The organism is Lysobacter capsici (assembly GCF_014779555.2).
Classification (GTDB): Bacteria; Pseudomonadota; Gammaproteobacteria; order Xanthomonadales; family Xanthomonadaceae; genus Lysobacter; species Lysobacter capsici.
Genome location: NZ_CP094357.1, coordinates 3,476,125 through 3,498,919, shown reverse-complemented (window position 1 = coordinate 3,498,919; position 22,795 = coordinate 3,476,125). Strand labels below are relative to the sequence as shown.

The window sequence follows — 22,795 nt, the reverse complement described above, 5'->3', positions numbered from 1 at the left end:
GATCAAGGCCGTGCGCCGCCGCTAACAGGGCCGGATGGCTGGGGCGATTTTTTCCGGTGCGCGCTGCCGCATTCCGATCCAGGACCGATGCAGGCGGCCTGACGACGGCGTCGTCGCGCGAACTTCGCGGTCTTGAGCGCCCGCGATCAGCGGATCGAAACGATGCGCGCGGGTGCCGAAATCCTGCACGGCTGCATCGAGGTCCCCGCGATCGCCAGGCTCGCATGGAGCCTGGCGAAATCCGATGCGATCGGATCGGGTCCGTACGCGCCAGCGGTTACCCAGGCTGGCGCGGTTCCAACACGGCATCTGCTTCGCGGATTCGTAAACGGCGGTCCGCCCGTAGCGCTATCGGCTGGGATGGCTTCGTTTCACCGACGCATCCACCCGGGCGTATTGATTCGATCGCTACCAGGCCGACCGCGCGCGAACCAGCACCCTCAGCTCGACAATCGACCCAGCGAACTGTCCAGCACCCGCTGCAGCTTGCGCGCCGCGCCGCTGATCGCCGCGCGCATGGTGTCGGCGTCCTGGGTCGCGGCCACCGGCGGGCGGCCTTCCAGCCGCGCCTCGATGGTGCAGTGCTTGTCGCCGCCGCCGGCCTTGGCGCCGTTGACGTCGCGCAGATGCACTTCGACCCGGGTGACCTGATCGCGGAACCGCGCCAGGGAATGATCGACCACGCCCGCGACGTGCTGGCTGAGCGACGCGTCGCCGCGCAGATGGTGATCGGTGTTGAGCTGTACCTTCATGCAAACGCCTCCTTGTGGCGTGAGATCAGGACGATGCCCGCAAGCTCGGGCGTTTGGCCCTCGCTGCGGCACCTTGCGCGGCTCGCGTTTTCGCTTGGCGGCCACGCAAGCATTGGGACAGCCGGGTGCCCGGAAGGTTCGCGGCGCGGTTCAGGTCCGGCCCAGCCGGGTCGTGTCAGGCTCGCAAAGGCGCCGCCGGTTCGCCGCCCGGGCCCAGTCCGCAAAGCCGGCCCGCGACGGCGCTGGCTTAGAATGGCGGCCATGATCGTCAACATCGCCGCCTACCACTTCACCGTCATCGACGATCCGCCGCAGCTCGCCGCCCATCTGCGCGAACAGGCGCAAGCCCTGGAACTGCGCGGCACCGCGCTGGTCGCGGGCGAGGGCATCAACCTGTTCCTGGCCGGCGCCGCCGCCGCGGTTGAGACCTTGCTGGACGGCCTGCGCGCGCAGCCGCGTTTTGCCGGGCTCAACGTCAAGTACAGCCACAGCCGGGCGCAACCGTTCGCGCGGCTCAAGGTCAAGCTCAAGCAGGAGATCATCGCGTTCCGGCGCGAACACGCCTCGCCGTTGCTCCAGCGCGCGCCAAGCGTGACGCCGGACACACTCGAGCGCTGGCTCGATCGCGGCAGCGACGACAACGGCCGGCCCGTGGTGCTGCTCGATACCCGCAACCGCGAGGAGGTCGGCTACGGCAGTTTCGACAATGCCCTGACCCTGCCGATCGACAACTTCACCGACCTGCCCGAAGCGCTCGCCCCACACCGCGAAGCACTGCGCGAGGCCACCGTGGTCAGCTTCTGCACCGGCGGAATTCGCTGCGAAAAAGCCGCGTTATGGCTGCGCGCGGACGGCATGGACAATCTGCTGCAGCTCGACGGCGGCATCCTGAGCTACTTCGAACAGGTCGGCGGCAAGCACTACCAGGGCCGCTGTTTCGTGTTCGACGAACGGATCGCACTCGATCCGCAATTGCAGCCCTTGCACGATCGCGACGCCTGAGCGGTCGGCGTTTTTGCCATTTATTACAAACTATTAACCCGTCCAAACCGGTCCAGCGGTTAGGCTGCGCGTTCGCACCGCGCCGGCGCCCCCGCGCCGATCCCCCGCGCGCAGCGAATGCAGCCAGGCCTCGCGTTCCAGCGGTAACCCTTGTGGAGCCGTCCGCGCAGGCCCAGTCGATCAGCTACGAGGACCCCGAATGAACCGACGCTTGTTCCCCGCCCCGACCGTGCTCGCGCTCGCCGTATTGGCGCTCGCCGCATGCAGCCAGGGTGCGCCGGTCAACACTGCCGCCCCGCAGGAAACCACCGCCGCTCCGCCGCCGCCGCAACAGTCGGTGCCCGATCCGGACGCCGATCCGGTGGCGCGCGCTTCGCCGCCGACCCTGACCCCGGTCGCGCTGGGCACCTTCGAACCGGGCAACCCGGTCGCCCAGGCCACCACCGGCAAGCTGACCATCGACGACCTGGAGCTCAAGGGCGAAAACGGCTCGTTGTACAAGACCGAGCGAGTCGCGATCGTGCGTGGCGGCGATCAGTATTCGGCCGGCCAGACCTACGGCGCGACGATGCAGGTCGAGGCCAGCCAGACCATCGAACTGCGTCGCGTGATCGAACAGGTCCCGCCGAAGGAAACCCCGGCCAACGCGTTCTGCGGCACCGTGCCGACCGGCTTCATCGCCCTGGCCAGGGTCACCGAATCGACCGGCGACGTGGTCAAGCTGATCGCCTTGCAGGGCAGCGACCTGCCCGCGGCGACCGCGCAGGGCGTGGGCTTGTGCGCCTCGATGTTCTATATGGGCAAGGCGGCTGAGAAGGCGCCGGCTTGAGGCGATCGGGTTCGGCGGCGTAGCGATCGCCGCTGGTTGTTCGCACAGACGTGATGTGGGTTTGCAGGCTCATGGGCTCGCAAATCCAGTTGCCCGAGTCTTGCCGAGCGCGTCGATAGTCTTGCCAAACGCGTCGATCGAACGCTCCAAGCCCCGATCAACGCACCGCTTTGATATCGCCACGATCCAAGCGCACGTCAATGAGCCCACTTTGCAAAAGGGGGCTGGCGCCCGGCGCATCTGTTTGATGTCGCTTTGGTGAGTGCGCCGGGGGATTCGCTGTTGCTTGCGCAGGCAAAAGCAAAAGCAAAAGCAAAAGCAAATCCCCCCTGGCCCCCCTTTTTTCAAAGGGGGGAATCGGCCTCGGGGATTCATGGGTTCGTGGATTTCAACGCGTGCTCGAAATCCAACAGCGCAAGCTACATCGAGCGCTTCAATCGCTACGGTCAAAGCGCGCGTCAATGAGCCCACTTTGAAAAAAGGGGCTGGCGCCTGCGTATCTGTTTGGTGGCGCTTGTGTGAGTGCGCCGGGGGATTTGCTGTTGCTTCGCGAATCAACCACCCGATCCGCCCAGCAAATGCCGCGCAGCCGCCTGTCCGGCGATCAACCCGCTGGCGAAACACGCAGTCAGCAGATAACCGCCGGTCGGCGCTTCCCAATCCAGCATTTCGCCGGCGCAGAACACGCCGCGCGGCGACGAGCGCAATTCCAGTTCGGCGGTCATCGCTTCCAGACGCACGCCGCCCGCGCTGCTGATCGCTTCGGCGATCGGGCGCGCGCGCAGCAGGCGCAGCGGCAGGCGCTTGATCGTGCCCGCTACCACGGCCGGATCGTTCAGACCGTCCTTGCCGAGCACTTCGAACACCAGCGCGGTCTTGACCGCGTCCAGCCCGGTCTGCCGGCGCAGATGTTCGCCGACGCTGCGGCCGCGGCGCGGCTGGGCGAAGTCGCGTTGCAGCCGGTCCAGCTCGCGGCCCGGCGCCAGATCCAGTTGCAAGTCGGCGTGGCCGAGCGTCGCGATCGCCTTGCGCAACGTCGCCGACAAGGCATAGATCAGGCTGCCCTCGATCCCGTCCGCGCTGACCACGCATTCGCCCTGCAGCGCCTGCGCCTGTCCGCGCTCGTCGCGCCAATGCGCGATCACCGCCTTGAGCGGCGCGCCGGCATGGCGAGCGACGAAATGCTCGCTCCAGCCGATGTCGAAACCGCAGTTGGACGGCTGCAACGGCGCGATGTCGATGCCGCGTTCGCCCAGCCAATCGGTCCATGCGCCGTCGGAACCCAGCTCCGGCCAACTGCCGCCGCCGAGCGCGAGCACGCTGGCGCGCGCGCGAATCCGGGTTTCGCCGTGCGGGGTTTCGAAACGCAGCGCGCCGTCCTCGCTCCAGCCCAGGCAGCGGTGCTGCACGTGGAAGCGCACGCCGTCCTCGCGCAAGCGCCGCACCCAGCCGCGCAGCAGCGGCGCGGCCTTGCGGTCCATCGGGAACACCCGGCCGGAGCTGCCGATGTAAGTGTCCACGCCGAAACCGCGCGCCCATTCGCGCAGCGCGTCGGCGTCGAAACGGTCCAGCCATTGGCCGACCGCGTCGCTGCGCGCACCAAAGCGTCGGTCGAACGCCGGCCGCGGCTCGCCGTGGGTGAGGTTGAGCCCGCCCTTGCCGGCGATCAGGAACTTGCGCCCGACCGAGCCCTTGGCCTCGAACAGATCGACCTGCACGCCCAGCGAACGCGCGACCTGCGCGGCCATCAGGCCGGCGGGGCCGCCGCCGATCACGGCGAGGCCGGGCAGGGCCGTGTCGGGCGGGTAGGGCATAGGAACGGACATGCTGGGACAGGCGGTCGCGCGGAACGGTCGGACATTATGCGGCCTGGACGCACGGCGGGCCTCTGGCATCCGCCGCCGCGATCGCCGACAGTGATGCCTTGACGGTTTGACCAGGGATACAGACACGATGCGAGCCACCGACTGGAAGGCGCACGGCGCCGGCCTGCTGATCTGCATGAGCGCCGCGCCGGAGCAGGCGCTGCCGGAACAACTGCAGGACTTCGACGCCTACGTCGACGCGGTGCGCAAGCAGTTCGACGTGCCCGGCATCGCGGTGGCGATCGTCAAGGACGGCCGGATCGTGCTCGAACGCGGCTACGGCCTGCGCGAACTCGGCAAGCCCGAGGCGGTCGACGCGCACACGCTGTTCGCGATCGCCTCCAACACCAAGGCCTTCACCTCGGCCTCGCTGTCGATGCTCGCCGACGAAGGCAAGTTGAGCCTGGACGACCGGGTGATCGATCAGCTGCCGTGGTTCCGCATGTCCGACCCCTACGTCACCCGCGAAATGCGCGTGCGCGATCTGCTCGCGCATCGCAGCGGCCTGGGCCTGGGCGCGGGCGATCTGCTGTACTGGCCGGGCACCGATTACAGCAACGAGGAAGTCGCGCGGCGCCTGGCCGAAGTGCCGCTCAGCGGCGGCTTTCGCGGCCAATACGCTTACGACAATATTCTTTACGGCGTCGCGCAACTGGTGATCGAAAAGGCCAGCGGCCAGAGCTATCGCGAGTTCCTGACCCAGCGCATCTTCAAGCCGCTGGGCATGGACGAGACCCGCTACAACTCCGATGCGCTGCGCGCCGGCGACAACGTCGCCAGCGGTCACGCCAAGGCCGATTTCAAGGACCTGCAGGCGGCGCCGCGGATGACCTGGTCGAACGTGGCCGGCGCGGGCGGGCTGTATTCCAGCGTGCACGACATGAGCAAGTGGATGCGGGTGCAGCTCGACGGCGGCGTCTACGCGCGCGAGGGCGACAAGGAGCAACGGCTGTTCAGCGCCAAGCGCCAGAAGGAGATGTGGTCGGTGGTCACGCCGATGCCGATCGCCGAACCGGCGGTGCCCGAACTCGCGCCGGTCAAGCCGAATTTCTCCGGTTACGGCGAAGGCTGGCAGCTCACCGACTACCGCGGCAAGAAACTGGTCTGGCATACCGGCGGCTGGCCCGGCATGGTCTCGCGGGTGACCTTGGTGCCCGAGCACAAACTCGGCGTGGTGGTGCTGACCAACGCCGAACTCGGCGGCGCGTTCCAGGCGGTGACGATGCGCGCGCTCGATGCGTATCTGGGCGCGCCGAAAACCGATTGGAACGCCGCGTACGGCGCGGCGCTGGCCAAGAGCCGCGGCAAGGCCGACGAGGACTGGAACCAGCACCTCAAGGCGCGCGATGCGACATCGAAGCCGTCGCTGCCGCTGTCGGGTTACGCCGGCACCTATCGCGACCCGTGGTACGGCGATGTCTACGTCGAAGCGGCCGCGGGCGGCAAGCTGCGTCTGCGTTTCGGCCGCACCAAGGACCTGATCGGCGAACTCACCCCGTGGCAGCACGACACCTTCGTGGTGCGCTGGGATCAGCGTTGGCTCAACGCCGACGCGTTCGTCAATTTCTCGCTGACCCCGGACGGCAAGGTGCGCGAGGTGCGGATGGAGGCGATCTCGCCGCTGACCGATTTCAGTTTCGATTTCCAGGATCTGCGTTTGACGCCGGTGGCGAAGCCGGATGCGGACAAGAAGGCGGGGTGAGGGATTCGGGTTCGGTCGCGCGCAGTTGGGTCATGCCATGTGCGAGCTTCGCCGAGTGCGGTGGTTGAGGGCCGGGCTTGAAGCCGCGCGCACGATGGATTCGACGCCGCGCGGTCTGACGCGTTTCAGTCGCTGATCGGAACTCGCCGGACCAGCGCATGTCCCAGGTGGGTGTTCGCGAGACCGGCCTGCGCCCGATCCCAGGCCACGGGGCTTCGCCTCGGCCGATCGCAGGATCGTGGCCGGCGACGGGGTAGGGAGATGCGCCGCCCGCGTCGTTGTTGTCTAGGACTGGGCTACGGTCCGGTCCGCCCGTCGGCGTGGCTCCAGGACGCCGGCGGCCGCTTGTGGTTGAGCGGGACCGTGCCCGCTCGCCACTTCCGGCCCCGCACCGCGGCGCTACGCGGTGCGGGGCTTTCTCGTTGCGGATCGGCGTGCGCGCAAGCCCAGACGAACCCGGACCGGACAAGCCAGACTCATTCCCAGGCAGCCTCGCCACCGCTAGGCGTCAGCCGCTGGGCGACGAAATCCAGGAAACAGGCGATCCGCGACGCCAGTTGGGTGTTGCGGTAATACACCGCGTTGATCGGCTGGCGCACGTCCAGGGTCTCGCGCGCGAACAACTGCACCAGCGCGCCGTCGTGGCGGTCGAGTCGGGTCATGAAGTCGGAAAGACAGACGATGCCTTCCCCGGCCAGCGCGAGCTGACGCAGGGTCTCGCCGCTGGACGCGTGCAGGTTCGGCGCGATGTCGAGTTCATTGCCGTGCGCGTCGCGCAACGGCCAGCGGTTGAGCGTCGCGGTCGGCGCGAAACCGAGCAGGGTGTGCGCGCCCAGATCGGCCACCTCGCGCGGCGTGCCATAGGCTTTCAGATAGGCCGGACTGGCGAGCACGCGCAGGCGGCTGCTCGGCAGCGGCCGCGCGTGCAGGGTCGAATCGGCGAGCGCGCCGATCCGGATCGCGATGTCGGTCCGTTGCTCGAGCAGATCGATGATCTGGTCGTTGGTGTTGAGCTCCAGTTCGATCTGCGGATACCTGATACGGAAATCGCCGACCAACGGCACGATCGCGTGCAGCATGAACGGCGACGCCGCATTCACCCGCAAGCGCCCGGCCGGCTGCTGCCGGCGCAGCGCCATCTGCTCCTCGGCGTCCTCGACCGACGCCAGGATCGCGCGCGCGCGGGCCAGCATGGCCTGGCCTTCCTCTGTCAACTCCAGCCGGCGCGTGGTCCGCCGCAGCAGGGTGGTGCCGAGCTTTTCCTCCAGCCGGCTCAGGGCGCGGCTGACCCCGGACACGGTCTGCTCCAGCGACTCGGCCGCGGCCGTGATCGAACCGGTGTCGACCACGGTGGCGAAGGCCAGCAATTCGTCCAGGGTGATTTTCATGCCTGCATTCTAGGCACGAGCGCTGCCGCTGCGCTGTGTTACGGGCCTTGTATGGCGGTATTTCCCGGCGAATACTGGGACGACCTCGCTTGCCTGCACCGCATATGAGAACCCACGGAACCCTGGTCAAATGGAATGACGAGCGCGGCTTCGGTTTCATCGCCCCGGCGCAGGGCAGCGAGGAACTGTTCGTGCATGTGTCCGCGTTCCGGCGCGGTGGCGCGCGGCCGCGGGTGAACGAGTTGGTGTCGTTCGAAATACGCATCAAGCCCGACGGCAAGAAAGAAGCGATCAATGTGATGCGTGCCGGCGAAGCCTCGCGGCCGACCCGTGGTCGATCGACACGCGACGCGGCCGCGCCGCGTTCGGGGCTGATCGGCAGTGCGCTGAGCCTCGCGGCGGTCGCCGCGATCGGCTTGGTGGGCTACAACCATTACTTCGGCCGTCGCGATGCCATGACCGCGCCGATGGCCGAACCCGCGGACGCCGCCGCCGTATCGGACCGCCATCGGGCATTGCCCAAGTCGTCGGCCGAATCCGCGGCCGCCAGCTCACGCACTCGGCCAACATTCGTTTGCGACGGGCGCAGTCGTTGCTTGCAGATGAGCTCCTGCGAAGAAGCGCGGTTCTTTGTGCAGCACTGCCCCAATACCGAGATGGACGGCGACGGTGACGGCGAGCCGTGTGAGAATCAGTGCGGGCATTGATTCCGACAACACTGGCGGGAGAAGCGTAAGTCCGGGCGTTTTTGTTCCGATCGCGTCGAAACTCCATCGAGTACCGATCGAAAGGCCGCGCGGCTCAACTCCACCCGCAACGGCGTAGCAGGCGCGGGCGGTCGTACAAAACCGGCGGGCTTCACATTACCCGTACCGATTCGCGCCGATTCGCCGCGTTTCTCGCCGGCTTTACTTCCTTCGCCGCATTCTCGCGGCAAGCATCGCTCGCCCCAGGAGTCCGACCATGATCCGCTCGCCGCGCGTGACCGCGTTATCGATCGCCGCCGCACTCGCGCTGACCGCCTGCGGCGAAAGCGCGCGCCTGCAAGTCTCCGACGGCACCGGCGCGTCGCCGACCTTGCCGTCGCCGAATCCGACCACGCTGCCGACCGTCAACATCGCGCCCGCGATCGGTTGGCCGCAAGGCGCCAAGCCGACGCCGGCGCCGGGGCTGGCGGTGACCGCGTTCGCGGTCGGGCTGGATCATCCGCGCTGGCTGCAGGTGCTGCCTAACGGCGATGTGCTGGTCGCCGAAAGCAATGCGCCGTCCGACGGCGAAAAACCGTCGGGTTTCAAGGCCTGGATGGCGGGCCGGGTGATGAAGAAGGCCGGCGCGGCCGTGCCCAGCGCGGATCGGATCAGTCTGCTGCGCGATGCCGACAACGACGGCGTCGCCGAATTGCGCACGGTGCTGCTCAAGGACCTGCATTCGCCGTTCGGCATGGCCCTGGTCGACAACGAGCTGTACGTCGCCAACGCCGATGCGGTGTGGCGTTTTCCGTACCGCGACGGCGACACCACGATTACCGACAAGGGCGTCAAGGTCACCGACCTGCCGGCCGGGCTCAATCATCACTGGACCAAGAACCTGATCGCCAGCCGCGACGGCGCCAAGCTCTACATCACCGTCGGTTCCAACAGCAATGTCGGCGAGAACGGGCTGGACAAGGAAGAGGGCCGCGCGGCGATCTGGGAACTCGATCGCGCCAGCGGCGAAAAGCGTTTGTTCGCGACCGGCCTGCGCAATCCCAACGGCCTGGCCTGGGAGCCGGGCACCGGCGCGTTGTGGACCGCGGTCAACGAACGCGACGAGATCGGCAGCGACCTGGTGCCCGACTACATCACCTCGGTCAAGGACGGCGGGTTTTATGGCTGGCCTTACAGCTACTACGGCCAGCATGTGGACGCGCGGGTGAAACCGCAGAACCCGGAACTGGTCGCCAAGGCCTTGGTGCCCGATTACGCGCTCGGGCCGCATACCGCCTCGCTCGGCATCGCGTTCTCGCAGGGCACCAGCCTGCCGGCGGCGTTCGCGAACGGTTTGTTCGTGGGCCAGCATGGTTCGTGGAACCGCAAGCCCAAGAGCGGCTACAAGGTGATCTACGTGCCGTTCAAGAACGGCAAGCCCGATGGCGCGCCGGTCGATGTGCTGACTGGTTTCCTCAATGCCGAGGAAGACGCGCAAGGGCGGCCGGTGGACGTGCGCCTGGACAAGCACGGCGCCTTGCTGGTCAGCGACGATGTCGGCAATACGGTGTGGCGGGTGACCGCGGCGAAGTAGGCGTGGGTCGCGACGTTCGACGCGGACGCGCGATCAATCGCAGCCGTCGCGTCCGCCGTCGAACAGCACCGCTTGCTGCGCCTTCGCGTTTTGCGGACGCAATCCGGTGGCGCTGACGCTGAGCTTGAGGTGTTCGGCCGAGACTTCGACCCGCAGGCGCTTGCCGCCGCCGCGTTCGAGGTATTCGATCACCCGCGTGCCTGCCGCGGCATTCTTCGCCGGCGCCGCGGTCGTGGCCGAGCGGACGTATTCGACTTGTCCGCTGGGATTGGCGACCAAGGTCGGCATCAGATCGGCGCCGGGCTTGCGGGCCTTGGCCGAGCGCAGGGTCTTGACCGGCGCGTCGGCGTGGCCGCTCATGGGCGCCGACACGATCGGCGCGGTCGCCATCGCCGCGTGCTGGCCGTCGCGCGAGAACATCAGGCGCAGGCGTTTGTCCGGATCGTCGCCGTCGGCGCGCTGCAACTGGCCGGTGAGCCAATCGGCGCGTTCGCGGTCGGGCAGCAGGCGCAGCAGCAAGGTGGCGCGGCCGTCGGGTTCGACTTTCTGGATCCAGCAGCCGCGCACCGCGTCGATATCGGCCGGCGCGGCCGGCGACGGCGGCGATGCGGGGCGCTTGGCGGCTTCGGCATGGGAGCAGCCGAGCGCGAGCAGCGACGCGCCGAGGGTGAAAGCAATCAGGGAACGCGGCATGGCGGGGTTCTCGCAAGGGACCGGTGGCGCACACGACCACACTAGGCGTTCGCGCGCTGCTTGTCGTGAAGGCCGGCGCGCGCGGGCACGATGGCGTTCAGTGTCGCCGCTTCGGTAGACGGGGATCGGATGCGGGCGGCGTGGCGGTCGCCGCATCGCAGCTCTCGCGCCGGCCTTCGAACAGCAACTCCAGTTGCGGTCCGATGGTGGGATCGGGAAGACGCTCCGCCAGCAGGATCGTCTGCATCCGCAATCGGTCGGCCGATACTTCGAGCCGGAGAATAATCGGGCCGTGCCGCTGCTGATAATAGGCCGTGTGCGTACCGGGTATCGCCGGGCGGTCGCTGAGCGTGGTCGGCATATCGCCGTGCTCGAACACGATGCGCCATGCGCGCGCGGTGAACGAGAGTTGCAACCTGTCGATGGGCCGCCACGTGCGTGGATCGGCAGGTTGCAGGGGGATCTTCGCCGGCCAGGCGAGGGTGGCGCCGTCGTCGTTGGCGCCGTCGGGAAGAACCGCCATGATCAACTGGGAACCGTGATTGGTCAGCGCCAGTTGCAGCGAACGCTCGCGCGGGTCGGGGACGACGCGGTGGATTTCGCCGAACAATCCCGAGGGCGATAGCTTCGCTTCGCGCCAGTTCAATCGGCGTGCCACGCCGTCGTCGGCGGCGCCGCGTATGGCCCAGCAGCCCCGGGCGAGTGTGGCGACGGATTGCTCGTTGGAGACAGTGGCCGCGGAGGCGGGCGACATCGCGAACGCACCGGGAATCGACACGACCAGCGCCAGCAGGGCGGGCGATAGGCAAACGCTCGGCGAACGCGGCATGAGGGGCTTTGGGATGATGGCGAACGTCATCCTACGCCAGGGTCGGCCGGATCGCGGCACCCGCGTTTTTTGCTCGTCATTCCCGCATTCGCGGAAATGACGAGCCTATTTTTCAGCGACTTCCAACAGGCTCTCGCCAGCGCCACTCAGACCCCTGGGCGGCGGCGCTACTGCACCACCGCGACCTCGATCTCGCGTTCGTCGCTGCGGCCATGATCGTCGACCACCGACAGACGGAACTGGCCGGTGCGGTCCGGCGTCCACGCCAGCGCCTTGCCGGCGTCGGCGCTGCCGATGAAGGTGTTGCCGACGAACCAGAACACCTTCGACACATCGGCGTCGACGGTCGCGGCCAGACTCAGGTTGACCTGGTCGGGATGCGACAGCCGCATCGTGTAACGGGTGGCGCGGTAGGGCGAGGTGATGCTCGGCGCCGAGCCCAGCCAGTCCTGCGCGCCGCCGCACTCGTGGCCGGCGGGTGGCCGTCGTCGCGGAATGCCGGCCTGCACGAACACCTGGGCCAGGTCCGACGGCCAGAATTCGAACACCTCGGTGCGCATCGTGCTCGGGTCGAAGCGTCCGCAGGCCGGTCGGCCGGTGGCGCGGTCCAGCGCGATCGCGCGATGCACGGTGCTGATCCGGATCGGCGACTTGCCCGGAATGAACCAGGTCATGCCGCGCTGCGGGCACCACGCGTTGGGCAGATCGCCGCTGGCGCGACACACTTCGACCCGCTTGATGTTGATCGGCCATTGCCGCGCCGGTTCGGCCAGATCCACGCGCGCGGCCTGCAGGCCGTCGACGATGTCGAAGAACAGCGGCGCGGCGGCTTCCACCCCGATCAGCGCCGGATTGCTGGAGCCGTCGAAATTGCCCAGCCACACCACCAGCACGTAAGGGCCGACGATGCCGGCGCTCCAGGCATCGCGGAACGCCCACGAGGTGCCGGTCTTCCACGCCACCGGCAAGGGCCGCGAGGCCGGTTGCGAACCCGCGTCGGGGCGCGGATTTTGCCGCAGCATGTCGCGGGTGATGTAGGACGCCTCGGCGCTGAGCAGGCGCGCGCCTTCCTCCTGCGGATCGTCCTCGCGCCAGCGCAGCGGGCGCAAGCGTCCGTCGTTGCCGAGCATCGCGTACATGCGCGCGAGTTCCTCCATCGTCACTTCGCCGCCGCCTAGCACCAGGGCCAGGCCGTAGTGATCCTTGCTGGCCATGCGGCTGACCCCGGCCTGGCGCAGGAAGTCGTAGAACGTGGGTTGCTTGAGCTGCGCGGCGACGCTGACCGCGGGGATGTTGCGGCTGCGCACCAGCGCCTCGGTCGCGGTCACCGGGCCCATGAAGCGGCCGTCGAAATTCTCCGGCGTGTACGGCCCGAACGCGCTGGGCACGTCGCGCAGCACGGTCTGCGGATGCAGCACGCCCTGGTCGAGGGCGAGGGCATAGATGAAGGGCTTGAGGGTCGAGCCGGGCGAACGCTTGGCGTCGCTGCCGTTGACCTGGCCCTGGATCGAAGCGTCGAAGTAATCGGCCGAACCGACCAGCGCGCGCACGCCCATGTCGCGGGTGTCGATCAGGATCGCGCTGGCGTTGCGCAGGCCGCGGCTGCGTTCGCGTTGCAGATGATTGCGCACGCGTTCTTCGAGCAGGCGTTGCAGGCGCGCGTCGAGCGTGGTCTTGAGTTCCGGCCCGGCCTGCGGATGCCAGGCGCGTTCGGCCAATACCCGGTCGACCAGATGCGGCGCGCGGAACGGCAGTTCGCGCGCGCTGTGCAGGCGCAGCGGCAGATTCAGCAGCGCGTCCTCGGCGAGGTCTTCGGGGTGTCGCTCGCGCCAGCGCGCATACAGGCGGGCGCGCGCGGCCTCAAGACCGGTACCGATGTAGAAGGCGTCGTCTTCGCGCGCGGCGAGTTTGCCGCGGCGCGACGGCGCTTGCGGCAGCACCGCCAAGGCGAGCGATTCGGGAAGCGTCACGCGATCGGGTGGCTTGCGGTAGTAGATCAGGCTGGCCGCGCCGACGCCTTCGATATTGCCGCCGTAGGGCGCGAAGTTGAGGTAGGCCTCGAGGATCTCGTCCTTGGAATAAAACAATTCCAGTTGCAGCGCGCGCGCGATCTGCACCAGCTTGCCGCGCACGTCGCGGGTCTGCAGGCGCCAGCGCAGACGCGCGAGCTGCATGGTCAGGGTCGAGCCGCCGATCCGCGCCTCGCCGCTGCCATAGGTCGACCACGCGCCGCGCACCAGGCTGATCGGGTTGAAGCCCGGATGCCAGCGGAACCAGGCGTCTTCCTGCAGCATCACCGCTTCGACCAGTTGCGGCGAGATGTCCTTGAGCGGCACCCACAGCCGGTAACGCTGATCGCTGGCGAGGGTCAGCCGCAGCAGCCGGCCCTCGCGATCGCGCACGACGGTGGATAGAGGAATCGATTCGGATAACGACGGGTGGGGCCACCACCGCGCGCCGATCAGCATCGCGGCGAGGACGGTGAGGCTCAGCAGCCACCACCGCCATCGCCGCAGGCCGCGGCGCAGGATTGCGCGCACGGTCATGGCGTCGGCACGGTCACCTGCAACTCACCGGCCGGGCCGCCCTGCGCGTACACCGAGCGCTCGTACATCGACTCGGCGTACACCGGCGGCACCACGAACTTGCCGCTGTTGTTGGCGCGCACCTTGTACTTGAACTCGGTGACCGCGCTGCCGACATCGCCGTACAGGACGATGCGGTCTTCGCGCTGCTCGACATGCTCGGGCGTGAAGGTCGAACCGGGCAGGGCGAGGGTCTGCTGCGGCGCGGCGTTCGGATCCGCGCCGTCGCGCGAAGGCTGGCCGTCTTCATCGCCGCCTTCGCTGTCGCCGCACTCTTCCTCGCAGCCTTCCTCTTCCGAATCGCTGCTGCCGGCATCGCTGGCGGTCGGCGCGGCGGCGTACTGCATCACCGGTTCGAAACCGCCCGGCAGCAGGTCGACCACCGCGATATTGCCGCGCGCCTGCGCGCCCAACGCGCGCACCCGCAGGCGCACGGTGACTTCCTGGCCCTGCTTGAGCGCGGCGATCGGCTTGCCGGCGTCGTCGAGGTAATCGCGGATCACTTCCAGGCCCTTGTCCTGCACCGCCTTGGGCAGCGCGCGATCGAAGCCGCTTTGATTGACCAGGTACCAGGCCGGCGCCGGGCCGCCCGGCGCGACCCACAGGCGCAAATCGCCGCCGGCGAAACCGCCGCGCGCGATCGAACCCTGGGCGGCCCCGATGCGCCGCGACTTGCCGTCCTTGCCGGCCGCTTCCAGCACCGGCAGCGGCTGCTGCGGCTGCGCGCCGGCGTAGGCGTCCATCGCCAGCACGGTCAGCGCCGAGGACAAGGTGTTGTAGCTGTTGTTGCGCAGCGGATCGAGCAGGCGTTCCAGCGCCGCCGGCTTGAGCTGCTCCTTGGACAGCGCGGCGAAGTGGCGATTGAGCAGGTACACCGTCCAGGCCTGGTCGATGCCGTTGTCGTAGTAATCCGCGTACGCACTGGCCGCGGCCGGCGCGTTGCGGTTGGCGCGGATCAGCGCCTTGTTGGCGAGCGGCCGCGCGGCCTTGTCCTGCTGCAACAACTGGTAGCTCGACGCGATCAGCAGACCGGCCACGTCGTTTTCCCAGGTCTTGGGCTGATCGCGCTTGATCTGCTCATGCACGCCGCTGAGCAGGTTGCTTGCGGTGCGGCCCTGACGGACCAGCAGGTATACGGCCAGGGCACGGCTGCGCAGCGAGGCCAGATCGTTGCCGGAACGGTCGGCGGCCATCTGTTCCAGATAGCTGTTGAGCGAACGCAGCAGGTCGTCGGGCACGGCCTGACCGCGGTCGCGCGCTTCGAGCAGGTACAGCGCCGCGTAACCGGTAACGAAATCGTCGGCGTCCGGCGTCGCCGTCCACAGACCGATGCCGCCTTCGCTGTTCTGGCGCGAGCGCAGCACGTCGATAATGCCGAGCCTGGGATTGCCCGCGCCCGGGCCGATCACCTTGCCCAGTTCGGGATGCGACTGCAGCACCAGCGCCGGGAACGCGCCGCTGAGCAACTGCTCGCTGCACTGGTGCGGATAATCGCCGAGGTAAGCGCTCAGCCCGTCCAGCGCCACCAGCGGCGACACCGAGGCCGAGACCTGGCGCGTGGCGTGCTGGTCGTACATCGAACGCAGCGGCTGGATGACCGTGCGCTTGTCGGCGCGGCCGGCGATCAGGTCCTGGCGCGCGACCAGCGCCGGTCGCAACGACAGTTCGATCCGTCGCTGCGCCTTGTACGCGCTGCCCGAGGCGGCCTGGATGCCGATCGGCAAGGCGCCGAGCGCATTGCCGGCGCGCACCCGGAACCGCACCGTGGTTTCGCTGCGCGGCGCGATCGAGACCGCGGCCGGCGCCGCGCCGACCAGGGTCAGCGACGGCGGCAGTTGCAGGCTCACCGCGACTTGCGCCGCGCTCTTGGCGCCTTCGATGGTGTTGGCCACGCCGACCGGCAGGTCGAACTCGTCGCCGGGCGCGACATGGGTCGGCACGGTCGGGGTCAGCACGAAATCGCCGCGCACGATCGCATCGCGCTGGATCACGCCGATGCGTTCGGGCGTGACCGCCACCGCGACCACCCGCACCTTGCCGTTGAAGTGATCGGGCAGGGTGAACTTGAACTGATGCGCGCCGTCGACATCGACGATGCCCGACCACCACACCGCCGGTTTCTCGGTCTTGCGCTTGAACGGATTGAGGTGCTTGGACATGCCGCCTTCGCCGTCGCCGCCGGGCGCGGCCGAAGCGGCGATGCGGCTGAACTCGGGCAGCAGCAGGTCGAGGATCTGCGCGGTGTCGACCTGCAGCGCCTTCTTGCGGAAGAAGTGATCCAGCGGCTCGCCGACGCGATAACGCGCGACCTGCAGGATGCCTTCGTCGACCGCGAACAGGACCACGCGCGCCTTGCCGTCGGTGGTGACATCCGCGGTCATCGGCGTGCCGGGCTTGGTCACCTTGGGCAAATCCAGTGTCAGCGGCTGGGTGCGCGCGCTGCGATCGACCGCGAACGGCGCCACGCCGTACGACAGCGGGCTCATGTAGATCTCGTCGGAGTTCGGATCGCGCAGGAACTGCACGTTGATGTAGCCGTTGCCTTCGAAATCCGCCGGCACGGTGATCTTCTGCACGCTGGCGCTGCTGTCGGCGCGGAACCAGGCGTGGGCGTAGACCTTGTCGCGTTCCAAGGTGATCAATCCGCTGCCGGCATACGGCGCGCGGATGCTGATCTCGATGGTTTCGCCCGGCTTGTAGCTGGGCTTGGACAAGGTGAGGCTGAGCTCGGCGTTGCGTTCCAGCGAACGGCTCAGGTTGGCCGCGCCGGCGATGCGGTAGCCGATCTGGTTGAGCACCTTGCCGTCGCCGCCGCGCACTTCGAGCACGAAGTCGCCGGGCTGGTCGGTCGGCAGCGTGACGGTCTGACGGCCGCCGGCCATCGCGACCGGTTGATCGCGCAGGTCGTAGCGGCGTTCGTGCGAGACGTAGCGGTACAGGCCCGAATCCTGCTTGGTCAGCACCGACACATAACGCTTCTCGACCACCACCGCATGCAGGCCGTCGACCGCCTTGGGCTTGCCGTCCTGGCCGATGCTGAGCAACTGCAGGGCGCGCTTGGCGCCGCGCTTGACGTAGTTCAGATCGTCGACCGGCTTGATGCCGACCAGGAAATCGTTGTTCGACACCAGCGCGGTGGTCTGCGCGGCGACGCTGCGGCCGCTGCCGGGTTCGAACGCGCGCGCCAGGAAGCTCAGCTGGTAGGTCGCGCGTTCGTACTTGGTCAGGTCGAGCTTGAACTCGGCCTTGCCGTCGGCATTGGTGGTCTGGTCGCTGAGCGCTTCGTCGTAACCTTCCTTGGCCCGCTGCGGGTCGAAGAACTGATACCCCGGGTGCTGGGCGAAACTCGGGAAGTAGGGACGCAGCACCATCGTGCCTTCGACCCGGCGCTGCTGCGCCGGGGTGCCGAACAGGTTTTCGGCCTCGACCGTCGCCGACAACTGCTCGGGCTTGATCCAGCCGTTGGGGTTATCCGAGGACAGCTTGGCGCTGACCTTCATCGTGTCGGGCGCGAACTCGCGCACCTGCACCGAGGTCGAGCCGATCGTGGTGCGCTGATCGTCGCGGCCGAGCAGGAACAACTGGATCTGCCAAGTGCCGCTGGGCGCGCTGTCGCTCGGCGCGAAGCTCGCGCTTTCGAAGCCTTGTTCGCTGAGCTTGAGCTTCTCGCGCTTGGCCACGTTGCCGCGCGGATCGGTGAACTCCCATTCCAGCGGCAGGCCGGTCAGCGGACGCTTCCAGTCGGCGGCGCGCACGATCATGCCGATGTTGATGGTGTCGCCCGGCCGGTACAGGCCGCGATCGGAGAACAGGAAGGCGTTGAGCGCGCCGGCCTCCAGGTCGTTGGGTTCGCCGCCGATGTCGAAGCGCGAGTAGTCGAGCTTGCGCTTGTAGTCGTCGATCGGCAGGAACGAATAATCCTCGCCCTGGCTGACGGTCAGCATCGCCGGTTGTTTTTCGCGCTTGAAGCCGGTCAGCGACGGCAACTGCGCGCGGCCGCTGGCGTCGGTGTCGGTTTCGATCAGGGTCTCGCCGTTGCGGGCCACCGCGCGCACGCGCGCGCCGGCCACGGGCGTGCCGTTGGACAGCGACTGCACGAACACGTCGCGGCGTCCGTCCATCGCCTGCTTGACCACGATGCCCAGGTCGGTCAGCACGATCAGGCGGGTGTCTTCCTCGCTGCCGGCGTCGTCGGCCAAAGTTTCGGCGGCGCTGCGATTGCGGTCGGACTCGCTCATCGTGCGCAGGCTCAGCAGGAACACGCCGCGGCGGTTGGGCTTGAGGTATTGGCCCAGGTCGACGCCTTCGTAATGAGCCTTGGCCGGGTTCTCGGCCGGCAGCACCAGGCGTTTTTCCTCGCGTTCGACCAGGCTGTCGGCGCTGAGGTTGTAGAAGGTCGGCTTGTCGTAGCTGCCGTTGTTGTTGAACACCAGGTGTTGAATTTGATCGGGCAGGACGCGTGCAATCTCCAGGCGCGCGGCCGGCACGTTGCGCGAGACCACGCTGATCCGGCGTTCGCCGCGCAGCGACAGCAGCGCGCCGTCGCCGACGAAACGCAGCAGCTTGGGGTACTCGGGCACGGTCTGCACGCTGGCGTAGTTGGCGCCGAGCATGAAACCGCCGAAGGCCTTCAGGCCCTTGTTGACGCGCAGGTAGATGCGCCGGCCCGGCGGGGCCTGGAACTTGAAGCTGTGGCTTTCGATGTATTCGCGCTCGGTCGGCATCGCGCTCAGCGGCAGCGCGGTGGCGGCCTTGAGCACGGCTTCGTCGACATCGCTCTGCGACCAGCTGTAATTGCCGCTCTGCTGCGCGGCCGGACGGCGCGGGTCCTTGGCCGGCAGCAGCCAGGCGCGCACGGCGCCGGCCACGTCGGTGTCGCGCATGGCGTTGTTGAAGGTCAGCACCAGCACTTGTTCGGGTTCGAAGCGCTCGTTCTCGACCAGGGTCGCGGCCACGTCGCTGACGTTGACGCTGTACAGCGAGGGCAGGCGCACGCTGGCGCTGAGCTTGTCGGCGCTGCCGGTGCCGCCGCGCTTGGCGGGCACGCCGGCGGCGAGGTCGAGCACCACGGTGCCGCCGTTCTCGGGCAGGGTCAGCGGTTCGGAATGGACCCAGGCCTTGAGCCTGCGTTCGTCGTAGGTGACGGTGTACTTGGGCGCGGCCAGCGCGGTCGACGCGCCGTCGGCCAGCTTCAGCGCGATGCGCCGCTGCAGTTCGGTTTCATCGACCGGGTGCGAGAACTTGAGTTCGAACACGGCTTTCTTGAGCGCCGGGTCCTGCGGGTCCTGATAGAACTCGCTGTTGGCGATCTCGGCCTTGAACGGCGCGGTCTCGAATTCGAACGCGTTCTCCTGCAGCACGACCTTGGGCGCGACGGTCTGCTTGGGATCGAGTTCGATCGAATACTTAGTCTTGACCGGCCAGTCTTCCGACGGGGTGAACACCAGGGTCTTGTCGTCTTCCCAGGTCCACGCGCCCTTGAGTTCCGGGGTCATCGTCACCCCGACCGGCGCCGAACCGACTTGCTTGATCGGCGCGGCCGAGTCGGAAAAGCTCAGCCGCAGGCTGTCGACCTTGGGCGGGGTGCGGTCGTAATCGGTGAGCTCGGGGCTGTGCAGTTCGATCGTGAGCGCGCCGGGGATGACCGGTTTGGGCCGGGTGACCAACCAATAGCTCAGCGAGCCGACCACGATCAGCCCGAGCAGGCTGCCCAGATACAGGCCGGGTTTTTGCCGGATGCGCGCGAACAGCGCGGCGAGCCAGGACGGCGGCGACCAGGCGATGTCGCCGAACACGGCGCGGCTGGCGCGCGTCCAAGGTTTCGGGCGGCCGGCGTCGCCGGACTCCGCGGCGGGAGCCGGTTGCGGGGGCGGGGCAGAGGTTTGCATTGCGGAGATTCCGATCCGTGGTGCGGTGGCTAGTGCCGGGCCGGGCGATCCTGCCCGGCCGGTCCCCAAGAGTTTCGACTACGTTTCGATCGCGCGGGGTGTGCTTTGCGGCACATACGCGTATCGATCGATGCGGTAGACCCAAATGTTAGGAAATTGTTCCTGCCGTTCGTCGGCTTGTCGAGATTTTTTTATTGCGGGGTGTCGGCGGCGGTTGGCGGCGGGTCGAAGACCGGGCTGCGAACGCGCTGACCGACCCGGTGGCGAGGCCGCTCTGGTCCGGGCCATGGCCTGATAGTGACAGCAAGTCGCGCGCTTTCGCGCCGCGACCTGACAAAGCTGGCAGGTGCATGCCTGTGGTCGCCGCGATGCCTTGCCCGCGGCTTCAGCCCTGCGACGACACCCCTTGCCTGTGGCACTTGGTCGGTAACAGCCGCACGTTCTAAGCTCGGGGCCGTTTTGTTGCTGGAGCCTGCATGGACATCGTCGCCATCCTCGTCGTAATCGCCGGGTTGTATCTGGCGTTCAAACTGGTCGGCTTGCTGCTCAAGGGCGCGATGTGGCTGCTGGTGATCGGCGGCTTGTACTGGCTGATCGCGCCGCTCGCGGGCTGGCCGATGCCGGGCTGAGGCCGGCATCGGTGTCCGCTTGGTTGTCGATTCGAATTCAGATCATCACCGAGGAGTGTGCCGCGTCATGAACGACTCGCATCAAGCCGTGCCCGCGCAATGGATCGCCGACACCCAGGACATCGGTCGCCTGGTCCGCGCGATCTACGAATGCATCTCCGGCCCGGCCGGGGCGCCGCGCGACTGGGCGCGGTTCCGCTATCTGTATCACCCGCGCGGCCTGAGCCTGCGCACCGTGGTCGAGGCCGACGGCTCGACCCGCGCGGTGGTGTTCGACGTGGAAAGCTATATCGCCGACGTCGAGGGCTTGTTCGCCACGCAGTCCTTCTACGAGGTCGAGACCGACCAGCGGATCGAGCGCTTCGGTCAGATCGCGCACGTGTGGAGCAAGTACGACGCGCGCCCGAGCGCCGATTCGCCGGTGCTGCTCAAGCGCGGCGCCAACAGCATCCAGCTGTGCCATGAGCACGGGCGCTGGTGGGTGTTCTGCACGATCTGGGACAACGAGCGCGAGGGTTTGAAGTTCGACCTGTTCTGAAGCCCACGACGGTCATCGTCTTGCTTCCTGCACTGCGTTCCAGCCCCCTCTCCCGCTAGCTGAGAGGGGTTGGGGCGAGGGCGCGGCAATGCCGCATCCTGCGATAAGGGCCACCAAGGCAACACAGAAACGCCGATCCGGACCGAATACGCCGCTGGAATCGCGCGCCATGGCCCCCAGATCGTATGCACTCTCCCCGGAACACTTCCGCATGCTGCCGTATTCCGTGCTCGACCTCGCCCCCGTCACCCAGGGCAGCGACGCCCGTCAGGCCTTCGCCAACAGCCTGGACCTGGCCCGTCATGCCGAAGCGCTGGGCTACAACCGCTACTGGCTGGCCGAACACCACAACATGCCGGGCATCGCCAGCGCCGCGACCGCGGTGCTGATCGGCCATATCGCCGGCGGCACCTCGACGATCCGGGTCGGCGCGGGCGGGATCATGCTGCCCAATCACGCGCCGCTGCAGGTCGCCGAGCAGTTCGGCACCCTGGCATCGCTGTACCCGGACCGCATCGACCTGGGCCTGGGCCGCGCGCCCGGTACCGACCAAGCCACGGCGCGCGCGCTGCGTCGCTACTACGACGGCGCCGATAGCTTTCCGCAGGACGTGGCCGAACTGCTGCATTACTTCGGCCCGGTGCAGCCGGGTCAGACCGTGCAGGCCGTGCCCGGCGGCGGGCTGGAAGTGCCGGTGTGGTTGCTCGGATCGAGTCTGTTCAGCGCGCGCCTGTCGGCGGCGATGGGCCTGCCGTTCGCATTCGCCTCGCATTTCGCGCCCGATGCGATGGACGAAGCGCTGACCTTGTACCGGCGCGATTTCAAACCCTCCGCGCGCCTGCAGCGGCCGCACGCGATGCTGGCCTTGAACGTGGTCGCGGCCGACGATAGCGCGCAGGCCAAGCGTCTGTTCACCACCCAGCAGCAGTCCTTCGTCAATCTGCGTCGCGGCCGGCCCGGGCTGATCCCGCCGCCGATCGATGACATCGAAACCTTCTGGACGCCGATCGAGAAAGCCGGCGTGGCCCAGGCGCTGGCCTGCGCGGTGGTCGGCGACCCGCCTGAAGTGCGCGAAGGCATCGCCGCCTTCATCGAGCGGCATCGGCCGGACGAACTGATGATCACCGCGAACGTGTTCGACCACGGCGCGCGGCTGCGCTCGTTCGAACTGGCGGCGCAGGCGTTGCGGGCGATCGCTTAGTCGTTACGGCGACAACACGCAGGGCTCGCCGCGGCGAGCCTTGCGCTGTGGTTGTCTTGGCGTCGGCTCAGACCGATGTCGACGCGCGCTGGTTCACCACCGACTCGGCGTAGCGGTACGACAGCAATATCCGGATCAAGGCCTCGACCTGCGCGCCGTCGCGCGCGTCCAGCCGCACCACCGGCAGCTTGTGGCCGAGCTGGGTCAGCGCGTCGCGGAAATGCAGCAGGCCGAAATCGTTGCTCACGTCGGTGTGGGTGACCCCGACCGCGAACGAGGCCTGCGGCGCGATCTTGGCGAACTCGACCAGCAGCATGTCGGTTTGCGCGACCATATCGCCGGCATCGGCCGCGACCAGCACGATGATGCCGACCGCGCCGTCGCACACCAGCGGCCACATGAAGTTGAGGTAGCGCTGGCCCGGCACGCCGTACACGTGCAGCAGCTCGCCGCCGTCCAGTTCGATGGTGCTGTAGTCCAGCGCCACCGTGGTGTGGGTCTTCTCGCCCATCAGCGCATGGCTGATCGGCATTTCGGTGCTGACCGGTTCGACGTCGGAGATCGCGCGGATCGCGGTGGTCTTGCCGGCGCCCATGCCGCCGACGAAGGCGAGT

General features: G+C 67.9%; 16 protein-coding genes. 8 read left to right on the top strand and 8 right to left on the bottom strand.

Going from position 1 to position 22,795, the window contains the following annotated elements:
• Positions 1 to 440: 440 nt before the first annotated feature.
• A complete protein-coding gene (locus IEQ11_RS14075) occupies positions 441 to 752 on the bottom strand; it encodes an HPF/RaiA family ribosome-associated protein (RefSeq protein WP_036108656.1) in 312 nt (103 codons plus the stop codon).
• Between the two features lie 261 nt (positions 753 to 1,013).
• Between IEQ11_RS14075 and IEQ11_RS14070 the strand changes: the two genes are divergently transcribed.
• Together IEQ11_RS14070 and IEQ11_RS14065 are read left to right on the top strand one after the other, a co-directional pair.
• Entirely contained in the window at positions 1,014 to 1,754 is a 741-nt protein-coding gene (locus IEQ11_RS14070) for a sulfurtransferase (protein WP_191821820.1), read from the top strand.
• A 199-nt stretch (positions 1,755 to 1,953) separates the two neighbouring features.
• Entirely contained in the window at positions 1,954 to 2,583 is a 630-nt protein-coding gene (locus IEQ11_RS14065) for a hypothetical protein (protein ID WP_191821821.1), read from the top strand.
• A 554-nt stretch (positions 2,584 to 3,137) separates the two neighbouring features.
• On the opposite strand, the gene IEQ11_RS14060 is transcribed toward IEQ11_RS14065, so the two are convergent.
• The gene (locus IEQ11_RS14060) at positions 3,138 to 4,397 is read right to left on the bottom strand and encodes a TIGR03862 family flavoprotein (RefSeq protein WP_191821865.1); all 1,260 of its coding nucleotides are present in this window, start codon (positions 4,395 to 4,397) and stop codon (positions 3,138 to 3,140) included.
• A gap of 139 nt (positions 4,398 to 4,536) precedes the next feature.
• Between IEQ11_RS14060 and IEQ11_RS14055 the strand changes: the two genes are divergently transcribed.
• Positions 4,537 to 6,150, top strand: coding sequence for a serine hydrolase (locus IEQ11_RS14055; protein WP_191821822.1), 1,614 nt, complete (start codon positions 4,537 to 4,539; stop codon positions 6,148 to 6,150).
• 476 nt (positions 6,151 to 6,626) lie between these two features.
• Here the strand turns inward: IEQ11_RS14055 and IEQ11_RS14050 are convergent, their stop codons facing one another.
• Positions 6,627 to 7,538, bottom strand: coding sequence for a LysR family transcriptional regulator (locus IEQ11_RS14050; protein ID WP_191821823.1), 912 nt, complete (start codon positions 7,536 to 7,538; stop codon positions 6,627 to 6,629).
• 47 nt (positions 7,539 to 7,585) lie between these two features.
• On the opposite strand from IEQ11_RS14050, the gene IEQ11_RS25905 reads away from it, so the two are divergent.
• Entirely contained in the window at positions 7,586 to 8,245 is a 660-nt protein-coding gene (locus IEQ11_RS25905; protein ID WP_281439875.1) for a cold shock domain-containing protein, read from the top strand.
• Positions 8,246 to 8,501: 256 nt separating this feature from the next.
• Positions 8,502 to 9,818 (top strand): PQQ-dependent sugar dehydrogenase, encoded by a 1,317-nt coding sequence (locus tag IEQ11_RS14035; RefSeq protein ID WP_194735111.1) that lies wholly within the window; start codon positions 8,502 to 8,504, stop codon positions 9,816 to 9,818.
• A 33-nt stretch (positions 9,819 to 9,851) separates the two neighbouring features.
• Here the strand turns inward: IEQ11_RS14035 and IEQ11_RS14030 are convergent, their stop codons facing one another.
• The 4 genes from IEQ11_RS14030 to IEQ11_RS14015 form a co-directional block, all read right to left on the bottom strand.
• The gene (locus IEQ11_RS14030; protein WP_191821824.1) at positions 9,852 to 10,511 is read right to left on the bottom strand and encodes a hypothetical protein; all 660 of its coding nucleotides are present in this window, start codon (positions 10,509 to 10,511) and stop codon (positions 9,852 to 9,854) included.
• 97 nt (positions 10,512 to 10,608) lie between these two features.
• Complete coding sequence (locus IEQ11_RS14025) at positions 10,609 to 11,370, bottom strand: hypothetical protein (protein WP_191821825.1); 762 nt, start codon at positions 11,368 to 11,370, stop codon at positions 10,609 to 10,611.
• A gap of 137 nt (positions 11,371 to 11,507) precedes the next feature.
• Positions 11,508 to 13,886 (bottom strand): penicillin-binding protein 1C, encoded by a 2,379-nt coding sequence (gene pbpC / locus IEQ11_RS14020; protein ID WP_191821826.1) that lies wholly within the window; start codon positions 13,884 to 13,886, stop codon positions 11,508 to 11,510.
• Entirely contained in the window at positions 13,883 to 19,813 is a 5,931-nt protein-coding gene (locus IEQ11_RS14015) for an alpha-2-macroglobulin (protein WP_191821827.1), read from the bottom strand. The genes pbpC and IEQ11_RS14015 overlap by 4 nt, the downstream gene beginning before the upstream one ends.
• Before the next feature lie 476 nt (positions 19,814 to 20,289).
• Between IEQ11_RS14015 and IEQ11_RS14010 the strand changes: the two genes are divergently transcribed.
• The 3 genes from IEQ11_RS14010 (at position 20,290) to IEQ11_RS14000 (ending at position 22,181) form a co-directional block, all read left to right on the top strand.
• Positions 20,290 to 20,442, top strand: a complete 153-nt coding sequence (locus IEQ11_RS14010; protein WP_160309480.1) for a DUF4175 domain-containing protein — start codon at positions 20,290 to 20,292, stop codon at positions 20,440 to 20,442.
• Positions 20,443 to 20,509: 67 nt separating this feature from the next.
• Entirely contained in the window at positions 20,510 to 20,980 is a 471-nt protein-coding gene (locus tag IEQ11_RS14005) for a hypothetical protein (RefSeq protein ID WP_052756263.1), read from the top strand.
• A gap of 211 nt (positions 20,981 to 21,191) precedes the next feature.
• Positions 21,192 to 22,181 (top strand): LLM class flavin-dependent oxidoreductase, encoded by a 990-nt coding sequence (locus tag IEQ11_RS14000; RefSeq protein ID WP_191821828.1) that lies wholly within the window; start codon positions 21,192 to 21,194, stop codon positions 22,179 to 22,181.
• Between the two features lie 67 nt (positions 22,182 to 22,248).
• Here IEQ11_RS14000 and IEQ11_RS13995 read toward each other — a convergent pair whose 3' ends face one another.
• The gene (locus tag IEQ11_RS13995) at positions 22,249 to 22,776 is read right to left on the bottom strand and encodes a GTP-binding protein (RefSeq protein ID WP_046659115.1); all 528 of its coding nucleotides are present in this window, start codon (positions 22,774 to 22,776) and stop codon (positions 22,249 to 22,251) included.
• Positions 22,777 to 22,795: the final 19 nt, after the last annotated feature.

What these genes read in the sequence shown, in the direction of transcription:
- IEQ11_RS14075 (WP_036108656.1), bottom strand. Translation starts at nt 752, where the DNA reads ATGAAGGTACAGCTCAACACCGATCACCATCTGCGCGGCGACGCGTCG.
- IEQ11_RS13995 (WP_046659115.1), bottom strand. Translation starts at nt 22,776, where the DNA reads ATGGGCGCCGGCAAGACCACCGCGATCCGCGCGATCTCCGACGTCGAA.
- IEQ11_RS14050 (WP_191821823.1), bottom strand. Translation starts at nt 7,538, where the DNA reads ATGAAAATCACCCTGGACGAATTGCTGGCCTTCGCCACCGTGGTCGAC.
- IEQ11_RS14035 (WP_194735111.1), top strand. Translation starts at nt 8,502, where the DNA reads ATGATCCGCTCGCCGCGCGTGACCGCGTTATCGATCGCCGCCGCACTC.
- IEQ11_RS14025 (WP_191821825.1), bottom strand. Translation starts at nt 11,370, where the DNA reads ATGACGTTCGCCATCATCCCAAAGCCCCTCATGCCGCGTTCGCCGAGC.
- IEQ11_RS14030 (WP_191821824.1), bottom strand. Translation starts at nt 10,511, where the DNA reads ATGCCGCGTTCCCTGATTGCTTTCACCCTCGGCGCGTCGCTGCTCGCG.
- IEQ11_RS14010 (WP_160309480.1), top strand. Translation starts at nt 20,290, where the DNA reads ATGGACATCGTCGCCATCCTCGTCGTAATCGCCGGGTTGTATCTGGCG.
- IEQ11_RS14065 (WP_191821821.1), top strand. Translation starts at nt 1,954, where the DNA reads ATGAACCGACGCTTGTTCCCCGCCCCGACCGTGCTCGCGCTCGCCGTA.
- IEQ11_RS14070 (WP_191821820.1), top strand. Translation starts at nt 1,014, where the DNA reads ATGATCGTCAACATCGCCGCCTACCACTTCACCGTCATCGACGATCCG.
- pbpC (WP_191821826.1), bottom strand. Translation starts at nt 13,886, where the DNA reads ATGACCGTGCGCGCAATCCTGCGCCGCGGCCTGCGGCGATGGCGGTGG.
- IEQ11_RS14015 (WP_191821827.1), bottom strand. Translation starts at nt 19,813, where the DNA reads ATGCAAACCTCTGCCCCGCCCCCGCAACCGGCTCCCGCCGCGGAGTCC.
- IEQ11_RS14060 (WP_191821865.1), bottom strand. Translation starts at nt 4,397, where the DNA reads ATGCCCTACCCGCCCGACACGGCCCTGCCCGGCCTCGCCGTGATCGGC.
- IEQ11_RS14005 (WP_052756263.1), top strand. Translation starts at nt 20,510, where the DNA reads ATGAACGACTCGCATCAAGCCGTGCCCGCGCAATGGATCGCCGACACC.
- IEQ11_RS14000 (WP_191821828.1), top strand. Translation starts at nt 21,192, where the DNA reads ATGCTGCCGTATTCCGTGCTCGACCTCGCCCCCGTCACCCAGGGCAGC.
- IEQ11_RS14055 (WP_191821822.1), top strand. Translation starts at nt 4,537, where the DNA reads ATGCGAGCCACCGACTGGAAGGCGCACGGCGCCGGCCTGCTGATCTGC.